At 59.2% G+C, this 21,718-nt stretch carries 22 protein-coding genes; 7 read left to right on the top strand and 15 right to left on the bottom strand.

Annotated features, from left to right (window positions below; all coding sequences use genetic code 11):
- Positions 1–33 precede the first annotated feature (33 nt).
- Positions 34–3,162, bottom strand: coding sequence for a hypothetical protein (locus ADK28_RS19880; RefSeq protein WP_048796461.1), 3,129 nt, complete (start codon positions 3,160–3,162; stop codon positions 34–36).
- Between the two features lie 294 nt (positions 3,163–3,456).
- On the opposite strand from ADK28_RS19880, the gene pdxY reads away from it, so the two are divergent.
- Positions 3,457–4,317, top strand: a complete 861-nt coding sequence (gene pdxY / locus ADK28_RS19875) for a pyridoxal kinase PdxY (protein WP_048796460.1) — start codon at positions 3,457–3,459, stop codon at positions 4,315–4,317.
- A 39-nt stretch (positions 4,318–4,356) separates the two neighbouring features.
- On the opposite strand, the gene gstA is transcribed toward pdxY, so the two are convergent.
- The 5 genes from gstA to ADK28_RS19855 all read right to left on the bottom strand — a co-directional run bounded on the left by gstA (position 4,357) and on the right by ADK28_RS19855 (position 7,355).
- Positions 4,357–4,962 carry a glutathione transferase GstA gene (gene gstA, locus ADK28_RS19870; protein ID WP_016927904.1) on the bottom strand — a complete coding sequence of 202 codons (606 nt, stop codon included), beginning with the start codon at positions 4,960–4,962 and terminating at the stop codon, positions 4,357–4,359.
- 92 nt (positions 4,963–5,054) lie between these two features.
- A complete protein-coding gene (dapA, locus tag ADK28_RS19865) occupies positions 5,055–5,939 on the bottom strand; it encodes a 4-hydroxy-tetrahydrodipicolinate synthase (protein WP_048796459.1) in 885 nt (294 codons plus the stop codon).
- A gap of 105 nt (positions 5,940–6,044) precedes the next feature.
- A complete protein-coding gene (locus tag ADK28_RS32240) occupies positions 6,045–6,188 on the bottom strand; it encodes a hypothetical protein (protein WP_161802722.1) in 144 nt (47 codons plus the stop codon).
- 112 nt (positions 6,189–6,300) lie between these two features.
- Entirely contained in the window at positions 6,301–6,564 is a 264-nt protein-coding gene (locus tag ADK28_RS19860; RefSeq protein ID WP_004938373.1) for a DUF3811 domain-containing protein, read from the bottom strand.
- A 95-nt stretch (positions 6,565–6,659) separates the two neighbouring features.
- Positions 6,660–7,355: an HD domain-containing protein gene (locus tag ADK28_RS19855; RefSeq protein ID WP_016927902.1), complete on the bottom strand. Its 696-nt coding sequence runs from the start codon at positions 7,353–7,355 to the stop codon at positions 6,660–6,662.
- Positions 7,356–7,557: 202 nt separating this feature from the next.
- On the opposite strand from ADK28_RS19855, the gene ADK28_RS19850 reads away from it, so the two are divergent.
- On the top strand, positions 7,558–7,950 hold the full coding sequence (locus ADK28_RS19850; RefSeq protein ID WP_004938379.1) for a nuclear transport factor 2 family protein: 393 nt from the start codon (positions 7,558–7,560) through the stop codon (positions 7,948–7,950).
- Here the strand turns inward: ADK28_RS19850 and ADK28_RS19845 are convergent.
- Positions 7,947–8,216, bottom strand: a complete 270-nt coding sequence (locus ADK28_RS19845) for a hypothetical protein (RefSeq protein WP_004938382.1) — start codon at positions 8,214–8,216, stop codon at positions 7,947–7,949. The genes ADK28_RS19850 and ADK28_RS19845 overlap by 4 nt on opposite strands.
- Positions 8,217–8,492: 276 nt before the next feature.
- On the opposite strand from ADK28_RS19845, the gene ADK28_RS19840 reads away from it, so the two are divergent.
- Entirely contained in the window at positions 8,493–8,873 is a 381-nt protein-coding gene (locus ADK28_RS19840; RefSeq protein ID WP_015377744.1) for a nuclear transport factor 2 family protein, read from the top strand.
- Positions 8,874–8,880: 7 nt separating this feature from the next.
- Here ADK28_RS19840 and ADK28_RS19835 read toward each other — a convergent pair whose 3' ends face one another.
- Entirely contained in the window at positions 8,881–9,261 is a 381-nt protein-coding gene (locus tag ADK28_RS19835; RefSeq protein ID WP_028128181.1) for a RidA family protein, read from the bottom strand.
- A gap of 188 nt (positions 9,262–9,449) precedes the next feature.
- Here ADK28_RS19835 and ADK28_RS19830 point away from each other — a divergent pair, with 188 nt between their 5' ends.
- A complete protein-coding gene (locus ADK28_RS19830) occupies positions 9,450–10,295 on the top strand; it encodes an aminoglycoside phosphotransferase family protein (protein ID WP_414711765.1) in 846 nt (281 codons plus the stop codon).
- Here the strand turns inward: ADK28_RS19830 and ADK28_RS19825 are convergent.
- Positions 10,260–10,763, bottom strand: a complete 504-nt coding sequence (locus tag ADK28_RS19825) for a cupin domain-containing protein (RefSeq protein WP_004938395.1) — start codon at positions 10,761–10,763, stop codon at positions 10,260–10,262. The genes ADK28_RS19830 and ADK28_RS19825 overlap by 36 nt on opposite strands.
- Positions 10,764–10,863: 100 nt before the next feature.
- Positions 10,864–12,051: a benzoate/H(+) symporter BenE family transporter gene (locus ADK28_RS19820; protein WP_016927899.1), complete on the bottom strand. Its 1,188-nt coding sequence runs from the start codon at positions 12,049–12,051 to the stop codon at positions 10,864–10,866.
- 115 nt (positions 12,052–12,166) lie between these two features.
- Between ADK28_RS19820 and ADK28_RS19815 the strand changes: the two genes are divergently transcribed.
- Both ADK28_RS19815 and ADK28_RS19810 read left to right on the top strand, forming a co-directional pair.
- Positions 12,167–12,730: a helix-turn-helix domain-containing protein gene (locus ADK28_RS19815; RefSeq protein WP_033640484.1), complete on the top strand. Its 564-nt coding sequence runs from the start codon at positions 12,167–12,169 to the stop codon at positions 12,728–12,730.
- Between the two features lie 194 nt (positions 12,731–12,924).
- Complete coding sequence (locus tag ADK28_RS19810) at positions 12,925–15,018, top strand: prolyl oligopeptidase family serine peptidase (protein ID WP_048796457.1); 2,094 nt, start codon at positions 12,925–12,927, stop codon at positions 15,016–15,018.
- A 75-nt stretch (positions 15,019–15,093) separates the two neighbouring features.
- Here ADK28_RS19810 and dtpA read toward each other — a convergent pair whose 3' ends face one another.
- The 5 genes from dtpA to rsxD all read right to left on the bottom strand — a co-directional run bounded on the left by dtpA (position 15,094) and on the right by rsxD (position 20,273).
- Positions 15,094–16,608, bottom strand: a complete 1,515-nt coding sequence (gene dtpA / locus ADK28_RS19805; protein WP_033640480.1) for a dipeptide/tripeptide permease DtpA — start codon at positions 16,606–16,608, stop codon at positions 15,094–15,096.
- A 604-nt stretch (positions 16,609–17,212) separates the two neighbouring features.
- The gene (gene nth, locus ADK28_RS19800) at positions 17,213–17,854 is read right to left on the bottom strand and encodes an endonuclease III (protein ID WP_004938407.1); all 642 of its coding nucleotides are present in this window, start codon (positions 17,852–17,854) and stop codon (positions 17,213–17,215) included.
- The gene (locus ADK28_RS19795; protein WP_004938409.1) at positions 17,854–18,552 is read right to left on the bottom strand and encodes an electron transport complex subunit E; all 699 of its coding nucleotides are present in this window, start codon (positions 18,550–18,552) and stop codon (positions 17,854–17,856) included. The genes nth and ADK28_RS19795 overlap by 1 nt, the downstream gene beginning before the upstream one ends.
- Positions 18,549–19,178, bottom strand: coding sequence for an electron transport complex subunit RsxG (rsxG, locus tag ADK28_RS19790; RefSeq protein ID WP_004938412.1), 630 nt, complete (start codon positions 19,176–19,178; stop codon positions 18,549–18,551). The genes ADK28_RS19795 and rsxG overlap by 4 nt, the downstream gene beginning before the upstream one ends.
- A gap of 9 nt (positions 19,179–19,187) precedes the next feature.
- Positions 19,188–20,273, bottom strand: coding sequence for an electron transport complex subunit RsxD (gene rsxD / locus ADK28_RS19785; RefSeq protein ID WP_033640478.1), 1,086 nt, complete (start codon positions 20,271–20,273; stop codon positions 19,188–19,190).
- A gap of 365 nt (positions 20,274–20,638) precedes the next feature.
- Between rsxD and ADK28_RS19780 the strand changes: the two genes are divergently transcribed.
- Complete coding sequence (locus ADK28_RS19780; protein ID WP_016927894.1) at positions 20,639–21,532, top strand: helix-turn-helix domain-containing protein; 894 nt, start codon at positions 20,639–20,641, stop codon at positions 21,530–21,532.
- Positions 21,533–21,718: the final 186 nt, after the last annotated feature.

The raw sequence follows: 21,718 nt of genomic DNA, 5'->3' as shown, positions 1-21,718 counted from the left end.
CCATCTTCGACGTGAGGTGACCGCCAATGTTCATCAGGTCATGGCTAATTCCGTTGCGGGTGCGGGGGTGCTGCCGGCGAGCGTGATGATCGGTGCCTGATAATGGAGATGGGTCGTGATATCGTAGACGTCTTTATTACCCAGCGAGAAAACAATGTCCTGGGCATCAAGTTTTTGATTATTATTATTGTCAATAATAATATAAGCATTATTACCTAATTTGACCGCGCCGACGCTTTGCAACAGGGTGTCACTGTTGCCATGCGTTATTTTCGTCAAAGCCTGGTTGAATATGTCCTGCGCGGAATCACCGGGGCTGACAGTCAGCGAGTCAAACAACGCGTTGACTTGCTCCGTTTGGCTCAGTTCGCCGTAAATGACGATCTCGCCTGATGACTTGGCGTTGAATACCCAAGGATGATTCGGATCGCCGACGGTGAGGGTATCCGTAGGGGTGAGGGTATTGATGGTGACCATGTCCTCGATGGTACTGCGCTCAAAGTTGATTTTGCTGTCGTGCGCAAACTCATTGGTCATGACCAATGGATCCAGCGTGGTGTTACCTTTAAGCGTTAACGTCTGGCTGTTGGTATAGGCGATGGTGAGTTGTTCACCGGCTAATGCCTCAATGACGCTGTCGAAGGCGCTGTGATGCTTCAGCGAAGTGAGTAGCTTATAGAACTCACCGCCGCCGCTACCGCCTTTTTCCATTATCAAATCCGTTTCGACGCGTGGAATGACTTCATTGCCGGGATTGAATGTCGGTTCGATAACAATACTTTTTAGGCTATTGCCAAAGTCTGCTTTTACCGTCACCTGCAATTTGCTTATGCCGCCTATGCGTATCGTTTCAATCGCGTTTTCGCCTGCCAGAGAGACTGAAGCGAATTTCGAACCGTTGGCATATAATCGGAGCTCTTCCGGCAATTGCCGCCCGAGGAAATGGCTGGTGAAGCTCAATGTCCCGGCATCCAGGTGCTCGATGGCGCGGTTGCCGATACTGACGCCCCAAGGCCCGAAGATATCGTTCGGTGGTGCGGCAAGCGGCGCCAATTCCAGATGAAGTTTGCTTTGTGCCCCTGCATTGCCGTTAATGGTGAGAAAAGGCAGCGTGTTGAAGACGGGCAGGTTGATAACATGCACATTATCAGCGAAACCGGAAAGTGTTAATCCCTGGCTACCCGTCCAGTAATACCCGTCGCCGCTTTTCTGGGCATGGGGTGCCTGTTGTAAATGGGCCACAGTTGGGACGCTGTTGTTGTAAATACTGGCTGTTTGATTGATTACACCATAATCGAAAATGTTTGCGCCTTCTGTCGCGATCCATTTCCCATCAAGATAAATATTTCCCGTGCCGCGATAACCCGCAAGATCGATCTGAGGAAAGAATTGAAACTGGTTGATATTCGTTTTGATTAGGCCTTCAGTGTCGCCGCTTGCCGTCGAGGTCAGATAAATATCCTTCAAGATCAGGTTGGCGGAAACGACGCCATCCGCATCAAAAGCGTTCTGTGCGGTGAAGGCCGTGCTTACCCTGTTGGCTCCGTGGTTTACGCCATTGCCATTCCAGAGCAGGCTAGCACCCCCTGCGCCGAAAAGAAGATCCATTTTGGCATTAGCGAGATCGAATTTATCGGAAATCATTACCGCATCACGTTCAGTACCAAATGCAATCTTGTCAGTCATTTTGAAGTAAGGGTTATCGTCCAGATTGAGCCGCAAGGCGAATCCCTTATTTTTTAATGAGTTGAGGGCAGTGGCGTCAGTGGGCATATTCCCCTGCAAGGTCACTTCTTGCAATTTGGTTGACTGACTGAAATCAACGGCGACCGAGGCATTCACATTAAGAAAGACATGCGCCAGAACGGCCAGCTCCACCGGGCTTAACGAATGTTGATTGCCGGTGTTCACCGCGCCGCTTAATACGCCGTCGGTGGAGAGCGATAATTCGGCGAAGGGTTTGTAATTCAGCGCTTGGGCGATGCTGAGTTGATAGGCGGCGACATCTGCCGGATGAGGTTCATGCGCGCCGTCGACTGGGGAAATCCCCTGGCGGAATGACTCGATAATCAACGCGCTGGCTTGATATCTATCGTTGCCGGCCTTCTGCAACAAGGCTTGGGACAGCGTCGGACTCAGATTTTCGTGATACAGCGAAGCGTAGATTTGCTCGTAGTTGTCCGCTCCCTGGAATTGGTGGGCGTTGGCCAGCATTTTCAACAGCTCGGCGGAAGACATCCCGCTGGCGAGCGAACGGCTAAAGGTATCGAGTGCGGTCGCGTCTGCGGAAACGCCGGCCACCGTCAGGTAAAAGGACATCACGGTTTCACCATAGTGCAAATCGGGGCGCTCGCCGGGTGCATAGACATGGGTGGCGGCCAGAAAATGACTTTTGGCCGTTTCATGCTGAGTGTCGGTGTCTGCTCGAATATCCGTTATCACACGCATAATGACTTCGCCACGGGTTTCACTGCCGACGTTCAAGCCCGCTGCGTACTTCTGCACCTCGTCTGCGCCGGCCTGGTTGCCGAACGCTTCAAAAAATATTTTCTTCACGAAGTCTTCATTGCCAAGCGACTTGATATCGGTTTTGACGGTGGTGAAATAGGTCGCTATCTGTGCGGCGGTTTGGTGGCCGGCGGCGAGGACACTGCCCCAGTAATTTACCGCTGTGGCATTAATCACGCTGCCGAGTACGTAATAAATACCCTGAATGTCCGCTGCCGCCGGTGCATGTTCTGCTGCCAGCACAAAAGCGGGATAGAGTGTGGTCGCTATGGTGTTCTCAACGTGTTGCTGTTGCGTCAGGATTGTTTGATCCGACCCGGCATAATCGCTGAGCTGGGTGATGAGTTCTTGCGTCAACTGACCGAGCGATTTGCCGGCATCGAGCTGTTTTACCCACTGCGCCACAGTGTCTGGGCCGGGGGAAATGCCGCTGGCGTTGTGATAGAGGTACTTCACCTTGTCGGCGGTGCTCAGGTTATCATAGCGATGCCGGCCATCCGCAGAGAGAATGAAGAGGTTCGCAAGTTCGCTTTGGTTATAAGTGCCTTTTTCAAGCTGTTTGGCGAAATAGATCAGGGCGCTATCGTCAGCCTTTTTGCCCAGTGTGGCGTAGAACAGGATGGCGACGTCTTGCTGTAGTTTTAATAAACTCATGACATGCTCCATGGCGTGGCGAAAAAACAATATTGGCAAGTAAAGCCTATCGTCGTCGGAATGCAATGCGGCAACCGTGGGGATATTCTGCGTGTTCAGGTTTCTCAGGCCGCGCAAGTCGGTTCTCGGCTTTTTTTGGATCGGACTTTTCGCTACAATATGCCGCCGTCGAAAGCATAAAAATTCCTCTCATTTCTTGTTTTTAACAGCGCCGGCATGACGTTTTCGCGTTGTGCACCCATTATCATTTCGCCGCGGGCTGATGCACACGGCATGGCGAGGTCAGTTGTTCCGATGAAAAACATTCTTTCTATCCAGTCGCACGTGGTGTTTGGTCACGCCGGCAACAGTGCGGCTGAATTTCCGATGCGCCGCATGGGCGTCAACGTCTGGCCGCTGAACACGGTACAGTTCTCCAACCATACGCAATACGGCCAGTGGACCGGCTGCGTCATGCCGGCCAATCACCTGACCGAGATCGCGCAGGGCATCGCCAATATCGATCAGCTGAAGCGCTGTGATGCGGTGTTGAGTGGCTATATCGGTTCGCCGGAGCAGGGCGACCATATTTTGGAGATCGTGCGCCAGGTTAAGCAGGCGAACCCGAATGCCTGGTATTTCTGCGATCCGGTGATGGGACATCCGGAAAAAGGCTGCATCGTGGCGCCGGGCGTGGCCGAGTTTCACTGTCGCCAGGCGTTGCCGTGCAGCGACATGATGGCGCCGAACCTGCTGGAGTTGGAGATGCTGAGCCAGATGGCCGTCGCCAACGTGGCCGATGCGGTGCAGGCCGCCCGCGCGCTGATCGCCAAAGGGCCGCGGCTGGTGCTGGTCAAGCACCTGGCCCGCGCCGGCTATCACGCCGACTGCTTCGAAATGCTGCTGGTGACGGCGGACGAGGCTTGGCACATCAGCCGGCCGCTGGTGGACTTCGGCGTGCGTCAACCGGTCGGCGTCGGCGATTTGACCAGCGGTCTGCTGCTGGTGGATCTGCTGAAGGGTGAGGCGCTGGATAAAGCGCTGGAGCACGTGACCGCCGCCGTGTATGAGGTGATGCTGACGACTCAGGAGATGGGGGAATACGAGCTGCAGGTAGTGGCGGCGCAGGATCGGATCGTGCAGCCGCGCAGCGAGTTCAAAGCGGTAAAACTGTAAGTGCAACGGGCCCCGGCGATAGCCACCGGGGCCGAATGTTTACTTCAATCCTTCGGCGTTCAGCGCCGCATCCACCGCCGGGCGCGCCGCAACGCGATCGAACCAGGCCGCCAGATGGGCGTGCTTGCGCACGTCAAACTGCAGGGCGAATGCCCAGCGCAGCACGGTGAACAGGTAGGCGTCAGCCACGCTGAAACGGCTCCCCAACAGGAAGTGCTGCTTCGCCAGCACCGAATCCAGATAGCTGAACTGCTGCTCCAGCTTGGCGCGCGCGATGGTTTTGTATTCCTCGGGCGTTTTCGGGTTGAACAGCGGGCTGAATCCTTTGTGCAGCTCGGTGGCAATGTAGTTCAGCCATTCGATCGCGTGGTAGCGCGACAGGGTGCCCGCCGCCGGGATCAGGTTGCGATCCGGCACGCGGTCCGCCAGATATTGCACGATCGCCACGCCTTCGGTCAGCAGGCTGCCGTCATCCAGCAGCAGCGCCGGGACCTGTCCCTTGGGGTTGATGGCGAGGTAATCGGCGCCGCTCTCGGTTTTCTTCTGCGCCAGATCGACCTTCTCCGCCGTAAAATCCAGCCCTGCCTCACGCAGCACGATATGCGGGGACAGCGAACAGGCGCCGGCTTTATAGAACAGTTTCATCGGAAGCTCCTTGTTGATGACGAATGACGGGCATGCTTAACCTCTCATCGTAGTCCCGTGGCGCCAAAATTACAGCGGCTTAGCTAACAAATTTAACCGACGATCGCCTCTGCGGGCTGCAGCTGCGCCAGCGTCGCGGCGATCTGCTGCTGCAGCGCCGGCGGCGCCACCTGCATCGGCGAACGCAATTCGTTGGCGATCAGCCCCTGCTGGGCCAGCGCCGTCTTGACCGGCGCCGGATTCGGGAAGCTGAACATCTGGTGGATCATCGGCAGCAGCTCATAGAAGTTGCTGCGCGCCGCGGCCAGATCGCCGGCGGCGACCTGCTGCACCAACTGGACGAAACGTTCCGGGTGAACATGCGCGGCGGCGGAGATGGCGCCGGTGCCGCCGAGGCACAGCGTGGTGAGGATCAGATTGTCTTCCCCGGTCATCACATCGATTTCGCCATCGGCGATCAGCGCCATGGTGGCGTCAGGGTTGCCGCCGCAGTCCTTGATGGCGGTGATGCGCGGATGGCGAGCGAGCCGGCGCAGCGTGGCCAGCTCCATGGCGATGCCGGTGCGCTGCGGAATGTTGTACAGGATCACCGGCACGGCGGAGGCGTCGGCCAACTGGGTAAAATAGTCGATCAGGCCGCATTGCGAAGGGCGGATGTAGTAAGGCGCCGGGATCAGCACGCCAGCGATGTCGCGCAGCTGAATGGCCTGCTGCATTTGCAGCGTGGCGGCCATGTTATTGCCGGAAAGGCCCATCACCACCTGGCGTGCAGGCGCCACCTCCAATACGGCGTCGAGCACCGCCAGCTGTTCTTCTTTGCTCAGCGCGGCGGCTTCACCGGTGGAACCGCAGACCACCAGACCATCGATGCCGGCGTCGAGCAGGTGCCGCGCCAGGCGTTGCACCGCCGGCAGGTCGACGGCGTCGTGATTGAAAGGGGTAACCATCGCCACCCAAATACCCGAAAATGAGGCCATAAAATATTCCTTCTGTGTGACCGACAGAGAAGCCAGATGAGAAAATTGAAGGCGGGGCGTTGCGTGCCATCCAGTCAGCTCATCTGACGGGACAGCGCGCCCCGGTCAAATGAGCGTCTGTTTCTTCGATGTAACCGCCGCCAAACCGCCAACGAGCAACGCAGGTGTCATCAGAATATCAGCGTTGCGTGGGTAGGCCATGGCGGTCTCGCGAAAAGGGGAAGTGGGGTGATAATGAATATTCTTCATCAGACTGTCAATTTACAACAGATTGATAACATTGTTATTCATGATTCGCCGGTGAGGATGAGTTTGGCTAATAAATAAAAATCCCCGCCGCGGCGGGGAGGGTTGAGTTGGCTCAGCGCGGCGGGCGGGAGCCGATGGTGGCGGACCAACTGAAAGTGTCGCCGCTCGGCCGGTAGCGATTGGCCTTGCGTTCTGCACGCTCCGCCTTGGCGAGCTTCGCTCTGGCGGCCATGATGCGCGCCACCACTTCATCCTTGACCTTGTGCTGTTCGGCATTGGTCAGCGGCCTGCCATGGCTTTTACGCGCCTTGTCCAATTCGGTTTTCACTTCCCGCTGTTCGCTTTCCGTCATCTCTTTCAACGTCAACTTTTTCATCTGTGCCGCCCGTTCGGTGAAGTTGACTTACAGTTTAGCGGCGTTATATGACCGAAAATGTTATGGGCATAACGAAAATGCCCCGTAGGCCGGCATTACACCTCTTCCAGCAGATCGTCGACAAAGCGCCGCATGCGCTCGGTGCGCTGTTCGGCCATCTGCCGCCCGGCGGCGGTCTGGAAGCCGTCTTGCAGTTTGAACAGCTTGGTTTCGAAGTGATCCAGGCTGAAACGCTTGTCGTCGTATTGGCGATGTTCAGCCCGCGGGTCGGCGGCGTCGTACAGCGCGCTGCGCATGCGGCCGCCGATATAGAAGCAGCGCGCCACGCCGATAAGGCCGATAGCGTCGAGGCGATCGGCATCCTGCAGGATCTTCGCCTCCAGCGTTTGCGGAGGGATGCCGGCGGAAAAACTGTGCGCTTCAATGGCGTGAGCCACCGCCGCGATGTCCGCCGGCGCCCATTCCAGCCGGGCCAGCGTCAGCGTGGCTTGCTCCGCCGCCATGCGCGAGGCCAGATGGCGCTGCGGCGAATTCTTTTCCACCGCGACAGCGTCGTGCAGCAGCACCGCCGCGCAGAGAATGCGCCGGTCGCCGCCTTCCAGCTTGCTGATCCGACGGCAGTTCTTCCAGACCCGATGCAGGTGCGCCACGTCATGCGAACCGTCGTCCGATTCGAGGGTGAGCGGCAACAGCGTTTGCGCCAGCGTCTGGTAGGGGGAAAACGGTTGTAACAACTCTTGCGTCAGCGAGGGTAAAGACACGTTCAGCTCCTGTTGGGGAAAATCGGTCAATCAGCATAGCCGTGTCGGATGCCGGGAAAATGACAGAAAAATGGCTATTGTTTACTAAAGTGCAACCCACTATTGTCATAACTGCGGTTTTTGCAGCGAAACAAGCAACCTAGAATAGCCGTATTCCGCCGTCTCCGCTTGGTGAGAGCCTGTGTCCGCGGGGATGGCCGGAATATCCTCATCAGCCATTTGGAGAAGAGACATGCCAACCCCTCTTGAAATAGTGCGCGCAACCTATGAAGGCAGCTCCGAAGAAAACGGCCGTAATCTGCTGGCGGCGCTGGCCCCCGATGCCGAGTGGACCGAAGCCGCCGGTTTCCCTTACGCCGGTACCTATATCGGTCCGGAGAACATCATCAAGAACGTGCATCAGCGCCTGGGCAGCGAGTGGCAAGGTTACCGCGCCGATGTCGATCACTTTTACGACGCCGGCGATAACGTGATCGCTCAGGGTTTTTATCACGGCACCTACCGGGCCACCGGCAAATCCTTCAGCGCCTCTTTTGCGCATATTTATACGCTGCGCGCCGGCAAAATCGTGAAGTTCGTGCAGATCGTCGACAGTGCTAAAGTGCTGGAGGCGATGCAGCCTTAATCGCCGCTGCGCTTGCCGAATTTGCGGTCGAACTCGCGCCGGTAACCCCGGGCCTTGTTGCGATCGCGGATCCACAAATAGCCGCACACCAGCGCAACCGCTCCCGAGAAGGTGACGTTGCGCATATCCCGGTCATACCAAAACACCAACAGCGCATCCAGCGCCGCAATCAACGCGATCCATTTGTACATATGGGATTGGCGCCGCGTGGCGGCGTTGAGTCGTTTTAACTGTCTGGCTTCGTCCAACACCGGTTTTTGCTGCATAGCGTTTCGTTATCGTCAGGCTGTTCACGCTAAATTAGCAGAATTTCCCTCACCGTCGCAAAGATTAACGCGCGGCGCCATGCGGTTTTCACCGCCCCTGGCACGGCGCAGAAAATTTATGCGCGGGCGCTTGAATTGTTCATCGGGCGTGATAGGTTATTTATTTGTTATTTTTGGTTTTTTATTCAAAGTTCGCCGTGTCATCAAGCTGCAGCACGGGGCGGTTAACGTGATGGGTTCGACGCATGCGGCGGTTAACTTCGGCAGGAGGATGTGATGAACGATAAAACGGCACGCCCGCAGGATGTGGTTCAACAACAGCTTGACGCCTATAACGCCCGCGACATCGAGGCCTTTATGGCCTGCTGGGCGGACGACGCCCAGTATTACGAACATCCAGACACGCTGTTGGCCAGCGGCAAAGCGGCGATCCGTGAACGGCATCTGGTGCGTTTCCAGGAACCGAGTCTGTATGGCGAACGGATAAAGCGCATGGCGGTAGGCAATATGGTGGTCGATCAGGAGGTGGTGACGCGCAATTTCCCTCAGGGGCGCGGCAAAATGGATGTCATCGCCATCTATGAAGTGGAGCAGGGGCGGATCGCCAAAGCCTGGTTCAAGATCGGCCCCTGCGTGCCGGATGAGGGCGCGCTCTAGCCGCGCATTATTGCAACGCCATCACCGCCTCTATTTCCACACACACCGCGGGTGAGAACAACGCGCTGACCGCCATCAGTGAACAGGCCGGCAGCGCGCCATCGAAATAGTCAAACAGCACCGGGCGCACGCCCGCCAGATCGGCGATGTCGGTCAGGAACACGCTGATTTTAATCAATGCCTTGAGGTTGACGCCTTCGCTGGCGGCAATGGTGGCCAGCTGTTCGAGGATCTCCTGCGTTTGCTCCGGCGCGCTCAACCCCTGAGCGTCGGTGGCGAAAGCCGTCAATCCGGAAACGTATAAGCGATCGCCGTGGCGCACCGCATGCACATAGGGGCCGCCCGGCGTCGGCAACTGCGGATAATTCGTGCGTTTTAATGATGTCATGGTCAAACCCCGCGCAAGACCGGTTAATAAAATCGACAAACTTGGTTAGGATACTGAAGAAACGGCGGCCAGGCGCCGCGCACCGATGATATTTGAGAGTATCATCCCTCTTTTTTATACGTCGTCTTCACCCGAATGTGACAGTGCGGCGCAGCTCGGCCACAAGGACGCATGAGACGATGAACCCGATTTTTACTCCCTACCTGCAACGCTGGCAACTGGAACAGGACGGCAAAGCCTTCGAAACCCACAGCAGTCTGCTGATGCCGGTGCGTTACCGGGGCGAGGCCGCCATGCTGAAGATCGCCCGCGAGCAGGAGGAGCGCTTCGGCGGCCAGCTCATGTGCTGGTGGCACGGGGAAGGCGCCGCGCTGGTGCTGGCGTGGCACGACGACGGCATTCTGCTGGAGCGCGCGCAGGGCGAAGGTTCGTTGGCGCAGTTGGTGCGTGATGGCGACGATGAGCAGGCCACGCAGATCCTGTGTCGGGCGATCGCCGCCTTGCATGCGCCGCGAGAGGCACCGCTGCCCGAATTGATCCCGCTGCAGGAGTGGTTCAGCTCGCTGTGGCCGGCGGCGCAGGCGCACGGCGGCATGCTGCGCCTCAGCGCCACAACGGCGGCGGAATTGCTGAGCAGCCCGCGAGAAGAAAGCGTGCTGCACGGCGACATCCACCATGACAATGTGCTCGACTTCGGCGAACGCGGCTGGCTGGCGATCGACCCCAAGCGTTTGTACGGCGAACGGGGCTTCGATTACGCCAATATCTTCTGCAATCCCAACTACGGTATCGCCACCGATCCGGCCATTTTCCAGCGCCGCGTGGAACAGGTGTGCCGGTTGGCCGGGTTGGAGCGCCGGCGCTTGCTGCAATGGATCCTGGCCTGGTCGGGGCTCTCCGCCGCTTGGTTCATGGAAGACGGGCAGGCGGCGGATATCGACTTCCGCGTGGCCGAACTGGCGGCGCGCGCGTTGGATATCCCGTTGCCGGACGGCGATTCAGGGTTCATCCTGCCAGTAATCGAGCGAGGTTGAAGGGCGCTGCAGGTAGCGCACCTGCTCGCCGTCTGCGCTGCGCGCCATCGCCTGGTATTTGCCGGAATCCGGGTACATCACCAGCTCCGGCTGTTCGCGCGTGCTGACGGACAGGTACTTCAGCGGCGCATCGGAAGTGTTGATGATCTGGTGCGGGTATTCCGGGCCCGGCGGAATGAAAATGACATCCCCGCTGACGATCGGCAGCATTTCTCCAGCCACCCGCAGCGTACCGCTGCCTTCCAGAATGATGAACATTTCTTCCTGAGCGTAGTGAAAATGGTAGGGGCAGGAACGCATGCCCGGCGCCACGCAATCGAAAGAGGCGCCCAGTTTGTCGGCGGCGGTGCCGGTGCCGAGACGGGCGCCGACGCTGTCATACAGCGGCGGCCGCCGGTCATGTTTCATCTCTACCTGTTCGACATTGCGTATCAGGCGCTGAGCTAACAGCGCGGCTTTCTCAGTCATAAGCTTCCTTGGTGACGGCGTCACTTATTAGGTGAATTGACAGTCAGACGACAGAGAAAGTGAAGGCGCCACGGCGTCGCTTGTCAATGTAGACCGCCTGTTATGCCTCGGAGGTTCGCCGCGGCAGCGACAGCAGCAGATGGGCGATGGCGCCGCCGACAATCCCCCAGAAGGCAGAACCGATGCCGAGCAGCGTGACGCCGGAGGCGGTGATGAGGAAGGCGATCAGCGCCGCGTCGCGCTGTTTTTCATCATGCAGCGCGCGTTGCAGGCTGCCGCCAATGGTGCCGAGCAACGCCAGCCCGGCAATGGTGTGGATCAAGGCGACCGGCAACGCGCTGAATAGCAGGCCGATGGCGCCGCCGAACAGACCGGCCAGCAGATAGAAGCCGCCGGCGGCCACCGCGCCCATATAGCGCCGCTGCGGATCGGGATGCACATCCGGCCCCATGCAGATAGCGGCGGTAATGGCCGCGATGCATACCGAGAAACCGCCGAATGGCGCCAGCAGCAGCGCGGTCAGCGCCGTCCAGGCGATCAGCGGTGAGGTGGGGACACGGTAGCCCGCCGCCTGCAGCGTAGCGATCCCGGGGGCGTTCTGTGAAGCCATGGTGACCACGAAGAAGGGCACGCCGATGCCGAGCAGCGTCGGCCAGCTGAAATGCGGCGCGATAAATTCCGGCACGGCGAACGCCGGCGTCTGTTGCGCCAGCTGGATATCGCCCTGCAGCGCGGCGATCGCCAACCCAATCGCCAGCGTCAATACGATGGCGTAGCGCGGCAGGTAACGGCGACTGAGCAGATAGGCCAGCCCCATGCCGGCGCTGAGGGGAAAATTGAGCTGCAGCGAAGCGAAGGCGTCCAGCCCGAAACGCAGCAGGATCCCCGCCAGCATCGCCGCAGAAATCGCCTGTGGAATATAGTCCATCAAGCGGGCAAACAGCCCGGTGACGCCGCAGAGCAGGATCAGACCGGAAGCGAAGATAAACACGCCGATCGCCTCGTTGATCGGCGTGCCGGGCAGGCTGGTGACCAGCAGCGCCGCGCCGGGCGTCGACCAGGCGGTGAGGATCGGGGTGCGATAGTAAAGCGACAGCCCGAGCGAGGTGACGCCCATTGCGATCCCCAGTGCGCTCAGCCAGCCGCCGATCTGCGCCGGCGTGGCGCCCGCGGCGGCGGCGGCCTGGAAAATGATGGCGGCAGAGCTGGTATAACCGACCAGAACGGCGACAAAACCGGCCATGACGGCGGGCAGGGTCAGATGACGCAGGGTGACGGCAGGGCGCATGGGCAGCTCCAATCGGTGGTTGTGCGTTATAACGCACAGCGAGAAATCAGCATAGCATCGTGCGTTATAGCGCACAAGCGGGTATAATCGGGCACGATACGTAGAGGAGAACAGGATGCAGGAACTTGCCGGCCATTTGGCGCACACCCTGCGCACGTTGCGCGCACAGCGCGGTTGGAGCCTGACGCAGGCGGCGGAATACACCGGCGTCAGCAAGGCGATGCTCGGGCAGATTGAACGCGGCGAGTCCAGCCCGACGGTGGCGACGCTGTGGAAGATCGCCACCGGTTTCAACGTGGCGTTTTCCGCCTTCCTTGAGGCCTCGCCCGCGCAGCAGCAGGCGACGCTGCATCGCTACGGCGAGCTGCCGGTGTACGATCAGGACAATGCCGATATGCGTGTGGTGCCGCTGTTTCCCTACGATCGCCAACTGGGTTTCGACATGTTCGTCATCGATCTCGCGCCGGGCGCGCTCAGTGAATCGTCGCCGCATGAGCCGGGCGTGATCGAGCATGTGATCGTGATCAGCGGCCGGTTGGAATTGGCGATAGACGGCGAGTGGCACAGCCTAGCGGCCGGCGAGGCGATGCGCTTTCAGGCCGATCGGCCGCATGCCTACCGCAACGCCGGTTCACAAACGGTGCGTATCCACGATCTGATCCACTATCCTCAATCCTGACTCAACGCGGCGGCCGTGGGCTTTGACTCCGCGCCGCCAAACGCCTACCTTGTTGAAAATGACTCTTATTTCACAGGTTGTCGCCCATGACGGGGCGGCGTTGCAGCCGACTCAAAAGGAGCTTGATTTTGCCGGTCACCAATCGACGTCAGTTTATTAAACTCAGTGCACAAACCGCAGGAGCCGTATTCGCGATGACTTCATTACCCAACAGTATCCGCCTGGCGATGGCGGCGGAGGGCGGCGCGGCCGCCGGCGATGAATTCCTGTGGCTGGAAGAGCTGCAGGGTAAAAAAGCGCTGCAATGGGTGCAACAGGAAAATCAGCGCACCGTGGCGCGTTTCGGCCAGGGCGAAGACTTTCAGCGCATTGAGCGCGAAGTCCTGGATATCCTCAATAAAGACACCCAGATCCCGTGGGTGAGCAAACGCGGCGAGTACTATTACAACTTCTGGCAGGATCAGGCCAACCCGCGCGGCCTGCTGCGGCGCACCACGCTGGACGAGTACCGGAAGGCCAAACCGGCCTGGGAGACGGTGCTGGATATCGATGCGTTGGGCAAGGCGGAAGGCAAGGATTGGGTCTATCAAGGCTCGCAACCGCTGGCGCCGGAATACCGTTATTGCCTGATGCAGCTGTCGCCGGACGGCGGTGACGCCACCGAAATCCGTGAATTCGATCTGGTGGCCAAACGCTTTGTCAAAGACGGTTTCAACGTGCCGGTGGCGAAAAGCCGGGTTTCCTGGGTCGATCGGGACACGCTGTTCATCGCCACCGATTTCGGCCCCGGTTCGATGACCCAGTCAGGCTACGCGCGCATCGCCAAACGCTGGCGGCGCGGCACGCCGCTGAGCGCCGCCGAAACGCTGTACGAAGCGCAGCCGGAAGATATGGCTGTCTTCGCCTATCACGATCGCACGCCGGGTTTTGAGCGTGATTTCGTCGGCCGCAGCCTGGACTTCTATCGCCGTGACTATTTCTTGCTGATGCAGGACGGCCGGCAGAAAAAAATCGACATCCCGGCCGACGCCGAGCTGGATACGCATCGGGAATGGCTGCTGATCAAACCGAGCAGCGACTGGGAGGTGGGCGGCAAGCGCTATCCGTCCGGCGCGCTGCTGGCGGCCAACTTCGATGACTATCTGGCGGGCAAGCGCGAGCTGCAGCTGCTGTTTACCCCAACGGCGGAGCAGGCGCTGAGCGGCTACAGCGGCACCCGCGATCACCTGATCCTCAGCATTATGGATAACGTGGTCAACCGGCTCGAAGTGCTGACGCCGCAGGGCGGCAGCTGGCAACGTCGCCCGCTGGGCAACCCCGACGCCATCAGCACCCTTTCCGCTGGCGGCATCGACGAAGAGAGCAACGCCTATTTCCTGACCGTCAGCGGGTTCCTGCAGCCGACCTCGCTGTACATGGGCAATCTCGACGGCGGTGAGGCGACGCTGTTGAAACAGGCGCCGCAGGACTTTGACGCCGCCGGCTATCAGGTCAGCCAGCATTTCGCGCGCTCCAAGGACGGCACCCGCGTGCCGTATTTCCAGATCGCCGCCAAAGATCTCAAAGCGGACGGCAGCACGCCGACGCTGCTGTATGGCTACGGCGGGTTTGAAGTGCCGCTGTTGCCGGGCTATCTCGGCGGCAAGGCGCCGGCCTGGCTGGAACGCGGTGGAGTATACGTGGTGGCCAACATCCGCGGCGGCGGCGAATACGGCCCGGCCTGGCATCAGGCGGCGCTCAAGCAAAACCGCCATCGCGCTTACGAGGATTTCGCCGCCGTGGCCGAAGATCTTATCGCACGCAAGGTGACCTCGGCGCCGCATCTTGGCGCGCGCGGCGGCAGCAATGGCGGCCTGCTGGTGGGCAATATGCTGACGCTGTATCCGCAGCTGTTCGGTTGCATCGTCTGCGAAGTGCCGCTGCTGGACATGCAGCGCTATACCCAGCTTTCCGCCGGCGCGTCGTGGATCGCCGAATACGGTGACCCGATCAAGCCGGAGGAATGGGCCTACATCAAGACCTTCTCGCCATACCACAACATTCAGGCGCAGACGGCCTACCCGCCGGTGCTGTTCTATACCGCGACCAGCGACGATCGGGTCAACCCGGCCCACGCCCGCAAAATGGCGGCGCGCATGCAGGCGATGGGGTATCAGCAGGCCTATTTCTATGAAAATACCGAAGGCGGGCACAGCGCCGCCGCCGACAAGCAACAGGCGGCGTTCCACAGCGCGCTGGTAAGCGAATTCATGTGGGCCAACCTGAGCGGCAAACCCAAGTCAGCGTAAGCCTTTTTCTTGCGGCATAAAAAAACACCGGGGCGTTAACCCCGGTGTTTTTATTTACGCTCAATCCGCCGGCGGTCAGCGAGCCGCGGTGGCTTCCTGCGCTTTTTGATTGACGTCTTCGGTGGTGTCCAGCGTCATGCGGTACAGCTTCGGCGCGGTCAGCATCATCAGGATAGCGATGACGGCGGTGACGATGCCGATCTGCATAAACACATGGCTGTAGATGGCCAGCGAAGCGTGCGCGTCGTTGATGTCGCTTGGCACGGCGGTCAGACCGGCAACCTTACCGGCGATCAGCGCGGCGGCGGCGGTAGTCAGGAACCAGGAGCCCATGATGAAGCCCATCAGACGCTGTGGCACCAGCTGTGCCACCATCGCCAGGCCCAGGCCGGAAATCATCAGCTCGCCGATGCTCTGCAGCGCGTAGCTCAGGATCAGCCAGTTGACCGACACGATGCCCTGTTCGTTGGCGAAGCTGGCGCCCCATGGCAGCACCAGGAAGGCGCAGGAGCAGAGGATCATGCCGAAAGCGAACTTGTGCGGCATCGGCAGGCGATCGCCCATTTTGTTATACAGCGCGGCCAGAATCGGGCTGGCGAGCATGATCCAGAACGGGTTCAGCGCCTGATACTGCTCCGGCTCGAAGGCGACGCCGAAGATGCTGTGTTCCACGTTATGGATGGCGAAGAAGTTCAGCGAGGTTGGCATCTGGCTGTACAGCACGAAGAACACCACCGCTTCCAGCATCAGCAGGAAGGCGACGATCATCTTGCGGCGTGCAGCGCCGTGCAGGGCGAAGGTTTCCTTGGCGAACACCAGAACGATGCCGGCGGAAACGAGGGCCAACGCCCAGCGCGCGATCACCTGGTTGTGCAGCAGCCAGCTGGACACGGCGATCAACGCCACGATGCCGACCAGCACCATCAGCAGCTTCGGCAGATGCAGCGGCTTGAAGTCAGGTCTGGAGCCGTTTTCCTTCACCCACTTGTGGCACATCATAAAGTTGACCAGGGTGATCAGCATGCCGACCACGCTCAGGGAGAACGCCACGCTCCAGCCGTATTTCGCCGCCAGCCACGGGGTGGCCAGCATGGAGAAGAAGGAACCGATGTTCACCGACATGTAGTACATGGTGAAAGCGCCGTCGATACGCGGATCATCTTTCTCATAGCAGGTGGACAGCAGGGAGGACGGGTTAGCCTTAAACAGGCCGCTGCCCACGGCGATGGTCGCCATGCCCATGTAGACCCAGAAGATGTCGTGGCCGGAGTAGGCCACCATGGCGTAACCGGCGGCCAGCACCAGCGCGCCGAGCACGATCACGCGTTTGGCGCCCAGCACCTTGTCGCCCAGCCAGCCGCCGATGGCGACGAAGCCGTATACCAGGGCGCTGAAGGAAGAGAACAGGGTGATGGAATCGGCTTCGCTCATGCCGAGCATCTTGACCAGATAAACCGCCATGATGCCCTGCAGGCCGTAATAGCCGAAACGCTCCCACAGTTCGATCGAGAAGATCAGGTAGAACGCTTTCGGTTGTTTGAACGCGTTAAGGCTAACGCTCTCCGGGTGTTGGTTGTTTGCTGTTGACACTGGTACCTCTGTTTTTTCGCAGCCCGTCTTTGGAGGACGGGAAAGTACAAAAGTTGATGCGGAACGGCATCCTTTTGCGTTGTTATAGGATGGGGACGGCGGTTAATGTTCACTATCTTTGTCAACGTGGCAAGCAGTTTGTCATATTCGGTTACATTTAACGCTCGCAGGATTATGCTGCGATGTTGCAAATGTTATGCAGTATTAACTTTCGGGTTTTAATGGTTTGCCGCTTTTTTGTTTTGATTAAAAGCTATACGCATTTTAAACAGGGATATATTCTGCTGAATTGCTATTTTTTAGCGCATCAGTGTATGTGTGGTTGTTAATCCATTGGAATGTTGTGCATATGCAGCGTTTTGTAAAATTATAGAAATTTAGGAAAACGGGACTGGCATTTGTGAACGCCTTGTGATCCTGAAAGCGTGACGTTCACCGCAATTTTTGACTAATTTTTCGCTTGAAAATAACGCGACACTGAGTTTTTCACTGAAAACCGTGATAACGCCGGGGTTACTGCTGCGCGATATCACATTTCCGATAAAAAAGAGGCGCTGGCGGGGGGGAGTGGCGGCGACGGGGGCGGTTTGCCGCCCCGTCAGACTCAGGATTCTGGATAAACCTTCTCTTTATACTCGCACAGGTCTTCGATGATGCAGGAGCCACAGCGCGGTTTGCGCGCGATGCAGGTGTAGCGCCCGTGCAGGATCAGCCAGTGATGGCAATCGACCTTGAATTCGGCGGGCACCACCTTCAGCAGCTTCTCTTCCACCTGATCGACGTTCTTGCCCGGCGCGAAGTGGGTGCGGTTGCACACCCGGAAGATGTGGGTGTCCACGGCGATGGTCGCCCAGCCGAAGGCGGTATTGAGCACCACGTTGGCGGTCTTGCGGCCGACGCCCGGCAGCGCTTCCAGCGCGGCGCGATCTTCCGGCACTTCGCCGCCGTGCAGTTCCAGCAGCATACGGCAGGTTTTGATCACGTTTTCGGCCTTGCTGTTGAACAGGCCGATGGTCTTGATGTACTCCTTGACGCCATCAACCCCCAGCGCCAGCATGGCGGCGGGGGTGTTGGCGACCGGGTAAAGCCTGGCGGTCGCCTTGTTGACGCTCACATCGGTGGCCTGCGCAGACAGCAGCACTGCAATCAGCAGTTCAAACGGCGTGGTGTACACCAGCTCGGTGGTCGGGTGCGGGTTGTTGTCGCGCAGCCGGGTCAAAATTTCCAGTCGCTTCTGCTTGTTCATCAGGCCTTCTCAGCACGTCCTTGTTCCAGCAGCGGTTCCGCCGCCACGGCGCGAGCTTTGCGCGCCTTCATTTTTTCGTCGATCAGATATTTGACCGCCAGCAGCAGCCCCAGGCCGATAAAGGCGCCCGGCGGCAGCATGGCCAGCAGGAATGGGCTGTCGAAATGCACCACTTCGATGCGCAGCGATTTGGCCCAGCCGCCCAGCAGTTGGTCGGCGCCGTCAAACAGCGTGCCGTTGCCCAACAGTTCGCGCATCGAGCCCAGCGTCACCATCACGCCGGTGGCGCCGAGGCCGATGGCCATGCCGTCCAGCGCCGAGAGGCCGACCGGCTTCTTGGCGGCCACCGCTTCGGCGCGGCCGACCACGATGCAGTTGGTTACGATCAATGGAATAAAGATGCCGAGCGACTGATACAGGCCGAAGGCATAGGCGTTGATCAGCATCTGCACGATGCTCACCACCGCGGCGATGATCATCACGTAGATTGGAATACGCACTTCGCTCGGCACCCAACGGCGCACCGCGGAGATGGAGGCGTTGGTCAGCGTCAGCACCAGCGTGGTGGCCAGCCCCAGGCCGAGCGCGTTGGTGACGGTGGAGGTCACCGCCAGCAACGGACACATGCCCAGCAGCTGCACCAAGGCGGAGTTGTTTTTCCACAACCCCTGGACGATCAATTCTTTGGCTTCACTCATTCGGCGGCTCCACACGCAGGTAAGCTTTCAAGTTTAGGCGGCAGCGTTTCCATATACAACGCCGTGCGGCGCACCGCATTGACCACCGCCCGCGGGGTGATGGTCGCGCCGGTGAATTGGTCGAACATGCCGCCGTCTTTCTTCACCGCCCAGCGCTTATCGTCCGGGCCTTCGATTTTCTTGCCGCTGAAGAAAGAAATCCAGTCGGAAATGCGCAGTTCAATTTTGTCACCCAGCCCAGGCGTTTCGTGGTGTTCAATCACCCGGGTGCCGAGCACCGTGCCGTTGAAATCGGCGCCGACCAGCAGCTTGATGGCGCCGGAGTAACCGTCCGGCGCGGTGGTTTCCAGCGCGGCGGCAGTCGGCTGCCCGTTTTTGCGCGCCAGGTACAAGCGGTGCGGCGCGCCGTCGCCCAAGGCCGGATCGCTGACCAGCAGGCATTCGTTCTGCATGATGTTGTCGTAGTTTTCCGGCGGCACCACCTGATCGAGCAGCGCTTTTTGCTGCAGCGCCGCCTGATGGGCGATGGTGGTTTTCGTCAGGGCGTAGACCACGGCGGTCAGGCCGGTGGTGACCGCCGCAAACACCGCCAGCGTGGTGCCGTGCTTTCTCATGGAATTCAGCATGGCGGCTCCTTAGCGATGGCCGTACACGCGCGGCTGCGTGTAGTGGTCGATTAACGGGACGGTGATGTTGGCGAGCAACACGGCGAAGGCCACGCCGTCAGGGTAGCCGCCATAGACGCGGATCAGCCACACCAGCACGCCGATCAGCGCGCCGTAGATTAAGCGGCCCTTCGGCGTGGTGGAGGCGCTGACCGGATCGGTGGCGATAAAGAACGCGCCCAGCATGCTGGCGCCGGAGAACAGGTGGATCAGCGGCGAAGCCTGATGCGCCGGATCGATCCACCAGGCCAGACCGGAACAGAAGGCGATGGCGGCCAACATGCTGAACGGGATTTGCCAATGGATCAGGCGGCGCGCCAGCATAAACAGGCCGCCGGCCAGGAAGCCGAGGTTGACCCACTGCCAGCCGATGCCGGCCAGCGCGCCGCCGAACAGCGGCTGCTGCAACACCTGTTCCACGCTGTGGCCGCTGCGCAGGCCGGTTTTGAAGCCGTCGAGCGGCGTGGCCTGGCTGATGCCGTCCACGCCCATCTGCAGTTCGTGCAGCGTCGCGCCCTGTGCGGTATGGCCGCTGAAAATGGCCAGCAGCGTGTCGTGGAGCGACAGCGCGGTGGCGCGCAGCTCATCCGGCGGCAGCCAACTGGTCATCTGCACCGGGAAGGAGATCAGCAGCACCACGTAACCGACCATCGCCGGGTTGAACGGGTTCTGCCCGAGGCCGCCATACAGCTGTTTGGCGATAACGATGGCGAAGAAGGTGCCGATGACGATCATCCACCACGGCGCCAGCGGCGGCAGGCTGATGCCGAGCAGCAGCGCGGTCAGCAGGGCGGAGTTATCCGCCAGCCGGCTGCGCACCGGCAGCTTGCGCAGCTTGAGGATCGCGCCTTCCGCGGCCAGCGCGACGATCGCCGCCAGCGCCACCTGAATCAGCACGCCGTAGCCGAAAAACCAAATCTGCGCCGCGATGCCGGGAATGCACGCCAACATGACCCACAGCATAATGCGGCTGGTGCTTTGCTGGTTGTGGGTGAAAGGCGAGCTGGCGATGTGTAAGCCTTTGGCGGCTGTGGGTGATACCGGCCTGAACTTCATAGAGTAACGATACCTTCTGCGCCGCGCCTGCGGCAGTTTCGATGCGCCATACTGCGGGCGCGGCAAAAATGATAGCCGAGCATTCTACCTGATTCGATGCGAGGGTAATACGCCTTAATGATAGGGGTATTCGGCTTTCCGCGCATCTGGCGATCGGGGCGGCGCGATTTGATTTTTTTTTGGCCGGGAAATGGGCTAACGTGAGGAATTGTCAGTGGAACTTGTGCCGCCATCGACCGCGGGAAATGGGGTAAGCGTATGAATGAGATATCATTTTTCTCCAGACTTCCGCACAAAATAACAACTTTCACATAATCCGTGTAGGTTACTATCGCGAACATTATTGAGTCAGTGAATCCATAATAATGACAAATGAAGACATTTTTTTTATTGAAGAGCTAATTGAGTGGGTGGAGATACATCTGGAGAAACGGCCAAACCTGGATGAAGTCGCGCGTATTTCGGGCTATTCCAAGTGGCATCTGCAGCGTAAATTCAAGCGTATTACCGGCATTCAACTCGCCACCTATATCCGTTCGCGCATCCTGACACGCGCCGCGGTGGCGCTGCGTATCACCCGTCGCTCCATCATCGACATCTCCGATGAGCTGGGCTTCGACTCTCAGCAGACTTTTACCCGCATGTTCAAGCAGCGCTTCGGCACCACCCCCAATCGCTACCGCTCGATGGAGCACTGGGACGTGAAAAATCTGATGCCGCGCTTTAACTTCGAAGCCAGCTACGGCGCCGGTTATTACCCGGAAGTGAAGCGGCTGACGCTGCCCGACATGCAGTTGGTCGGCTTCACGCGCCGGCTGGATTTCGCCTCCGAACAGGAGCTGGAGTACTCGTCCTGCATGGCGATGAAGGACGAGATTTTCAACGACTTCTTCAAGGGGCTGCACGTTGACTGTCGGCGGATTTACAGCATCTACTCCCCTCATGCCGGGGAGGGCGACGAGCTCTCATCCACGCTGGTGATGGCGGTCGATCCTGAACACAGAAAGGATATTCTTTCCAACCATCAGATAGACACCTTCCATTTGCCGAGCCGCGAGTTTATCTCTATCAACCATAAGGGGTCGGCGAAAGAGTGTTTGCAGTTTTTCGGCTACCTGATGTCGCATGTGATGCCGGGGTTGAAGGATGAAGTGCGCGGCAGTATGGAAATGGAGATCATTCAAACCAAAGAGTGGAATCCGGAATCCAAACTGCGCCAGATTGAAGTGGATTACACCTACCTGATCTCTATCGATTAAACGGCGCCCGGCGTCAGCCAGGCGCCGCTGTCATCATTTATCTTCCGTTTCCGCCGCCAGCGATTCCCTGGCGGCTTTTTTGGCTTTGGCGCGGGCGATAGCCGCCGCGACCGCCGCCTTGCGCGGGTCTTCTTCGGCTGCCGCCGGCGCCGGTTCCGCCGGTGCAGAGGCATCCGCCTGTTGCGC

The sequence above is a fragment of the Serratia sp. 506_PEND genome, from assembly GCF_001076875.1.
Lineage (GTDB): Bacteria > Pseudomonadota > Gammaproteobacteria > Enterobacterales > Enterobacteriaceae > Serratia > Serratia marcescens.
This window is presented reverse-complemented; position numbering and strand designations above follow the sequence as displayed.

What these genes read in the sequence shown, in the direction of transcription:
- ADK28_RS19880 (WP_048796461.1), bottom strand. Translation starts at nt 3,162, where the DNA reads ATGAGTTTATTAAAACTACAGCAAGACGTCGCCATCCTGTTCTACGCC.
- pdxY (WP_048796460.1), top strand. Translation starts at nt 3,457, where the DNA reads ATGAAAAACATTCTTTCTATCCAGTCGCACGTGGTGTTTGGTCACGCC.
- gstA (WP_016927904.1), bottom strand. Translation starts at nt 4,962, where the DNA reads ATGAAACTGTTCTATAAAGCCGGCGCCTGTTCGCTGTCCCCGCATATC.
- dapA (WP_048796459.1), bottom strand. Translation starts at nt 5,939, where the DNA reads ATGGCCTCATTTTCGGGTATTTGGGTGGCGATGGTTACCCCTTTCAAT.
- ADK28_RS32240 (WP_161802722.1), bottom strand. Translation starts at nt 6,188, where the DNA reads ATGAAGAATATTCATTATCACCCCACTTCCCCTTTTCGCGAGACCGCC.
- ADK28_RS19860 (WP_004938373.1), bottom strand. Translation starts at nt 6,564, where the DNA reads ATGAAAAAGTTGACGTTGAAAGAGATGACGGAAAGCGAACAGCGGGAA.
- ADK28_RS19850 (WP_004938379.1), top strand. Translation starts at nt 7,558, where the DNA reads ATGCCAACCCCTCTTGAAATAGTGCGCGCAACCTATGAAGGCAGCTCC.
- ADK28_RS19845 (WP_004938382.1), bottom strand. Translation starts at nt 8,216, where the DNA reads ATGCAGCAAAAACCGGTGTTGGACGAAGCCAGACAGTTAAAACGACTC.
- ADK28_RS19840 (WP_015377744.1), top strand. Translation starts at nt 8,493, where the DNA reads ATGAACGATAAAACGGCACGCCCGCAGGATGTGGTTCAACAACAGCTT.
- ADK28_RS19835 (WP_028128181.1), bottom strand. Translation starts at nt 9,261, where the DNA reads ATGACATCATTAAAACGCACGAATTATCCGCAGTTGCCGACGCCGGGC.
- ADK28_RS19825 (WP_004938395.1), bottom strand. Translation starts at nt 10,763, where the DNA reads ATGACTGAGAAAGCCGCGCTGTTAGCTCAGCGCCTGATACGCAATGTC.
- ADK28_RS19820 (WP_016927899.1), bottom strand. Translation starts at nt 12,051, where the DNA reads ATGCGCCCTGCCGTCACCCTGCGTCATCTGACCCTGCCCGCCGTCATG.
- ADK28_RS19815 (WP_033640484.1), top strand. Translation starts at nt 12,167, where the DNA reads ATGCAGGAACTTGCCGGCCATTTGGCGCACACCCTGCGCACGTTGCGC.
- ADK28_RS19810 (WP_048796457.1), top strand. Translation starts at nt 12,925, where the DNA reads ATGACTTCATTACCCAACAGTATCCGCCTGGCGATGGCGGCGGAGGGC.
- nth (WP_004938407.1), bottom strand. Translation starts at nt 17,854, where the DNA reads ATGAACAAGCAGAAGCGACTGGAAATTTTGACCCGGCTGCGCGACAAC.
- ADK28_RS19795 (WP_004938409.1), bottom strand. Translation starts at nt 18,552, where the DNA reads ATGAGTGAAGCCAAAGAATTGATCGTCCAGGGGTTGTGGAAAAACAAC.
- rsxG (WP_004938412.1), bottom strand. Translation starts at nt 19,178, where the DNA reads ATGCTGAATTCCATGAGAAAGCACGGCACCACGCTGGCGGTGTTTGCG.
- rsxD (WP_033640478.1), bottom strand. Translation starts at nt 20,273, where the DNA reads ATGAAGTTCAGGCCGGTATCACCCACAGCCGCCAAAGGCTTACACATC.
- ADK28_RS19780 (WP_016927894.1), top strand. Translation starts at nt 20,639, where the DNA reads ATGACAAATGAAGACATTTTTTTTATTGAAGAGCTAATTGAGTGGGTG.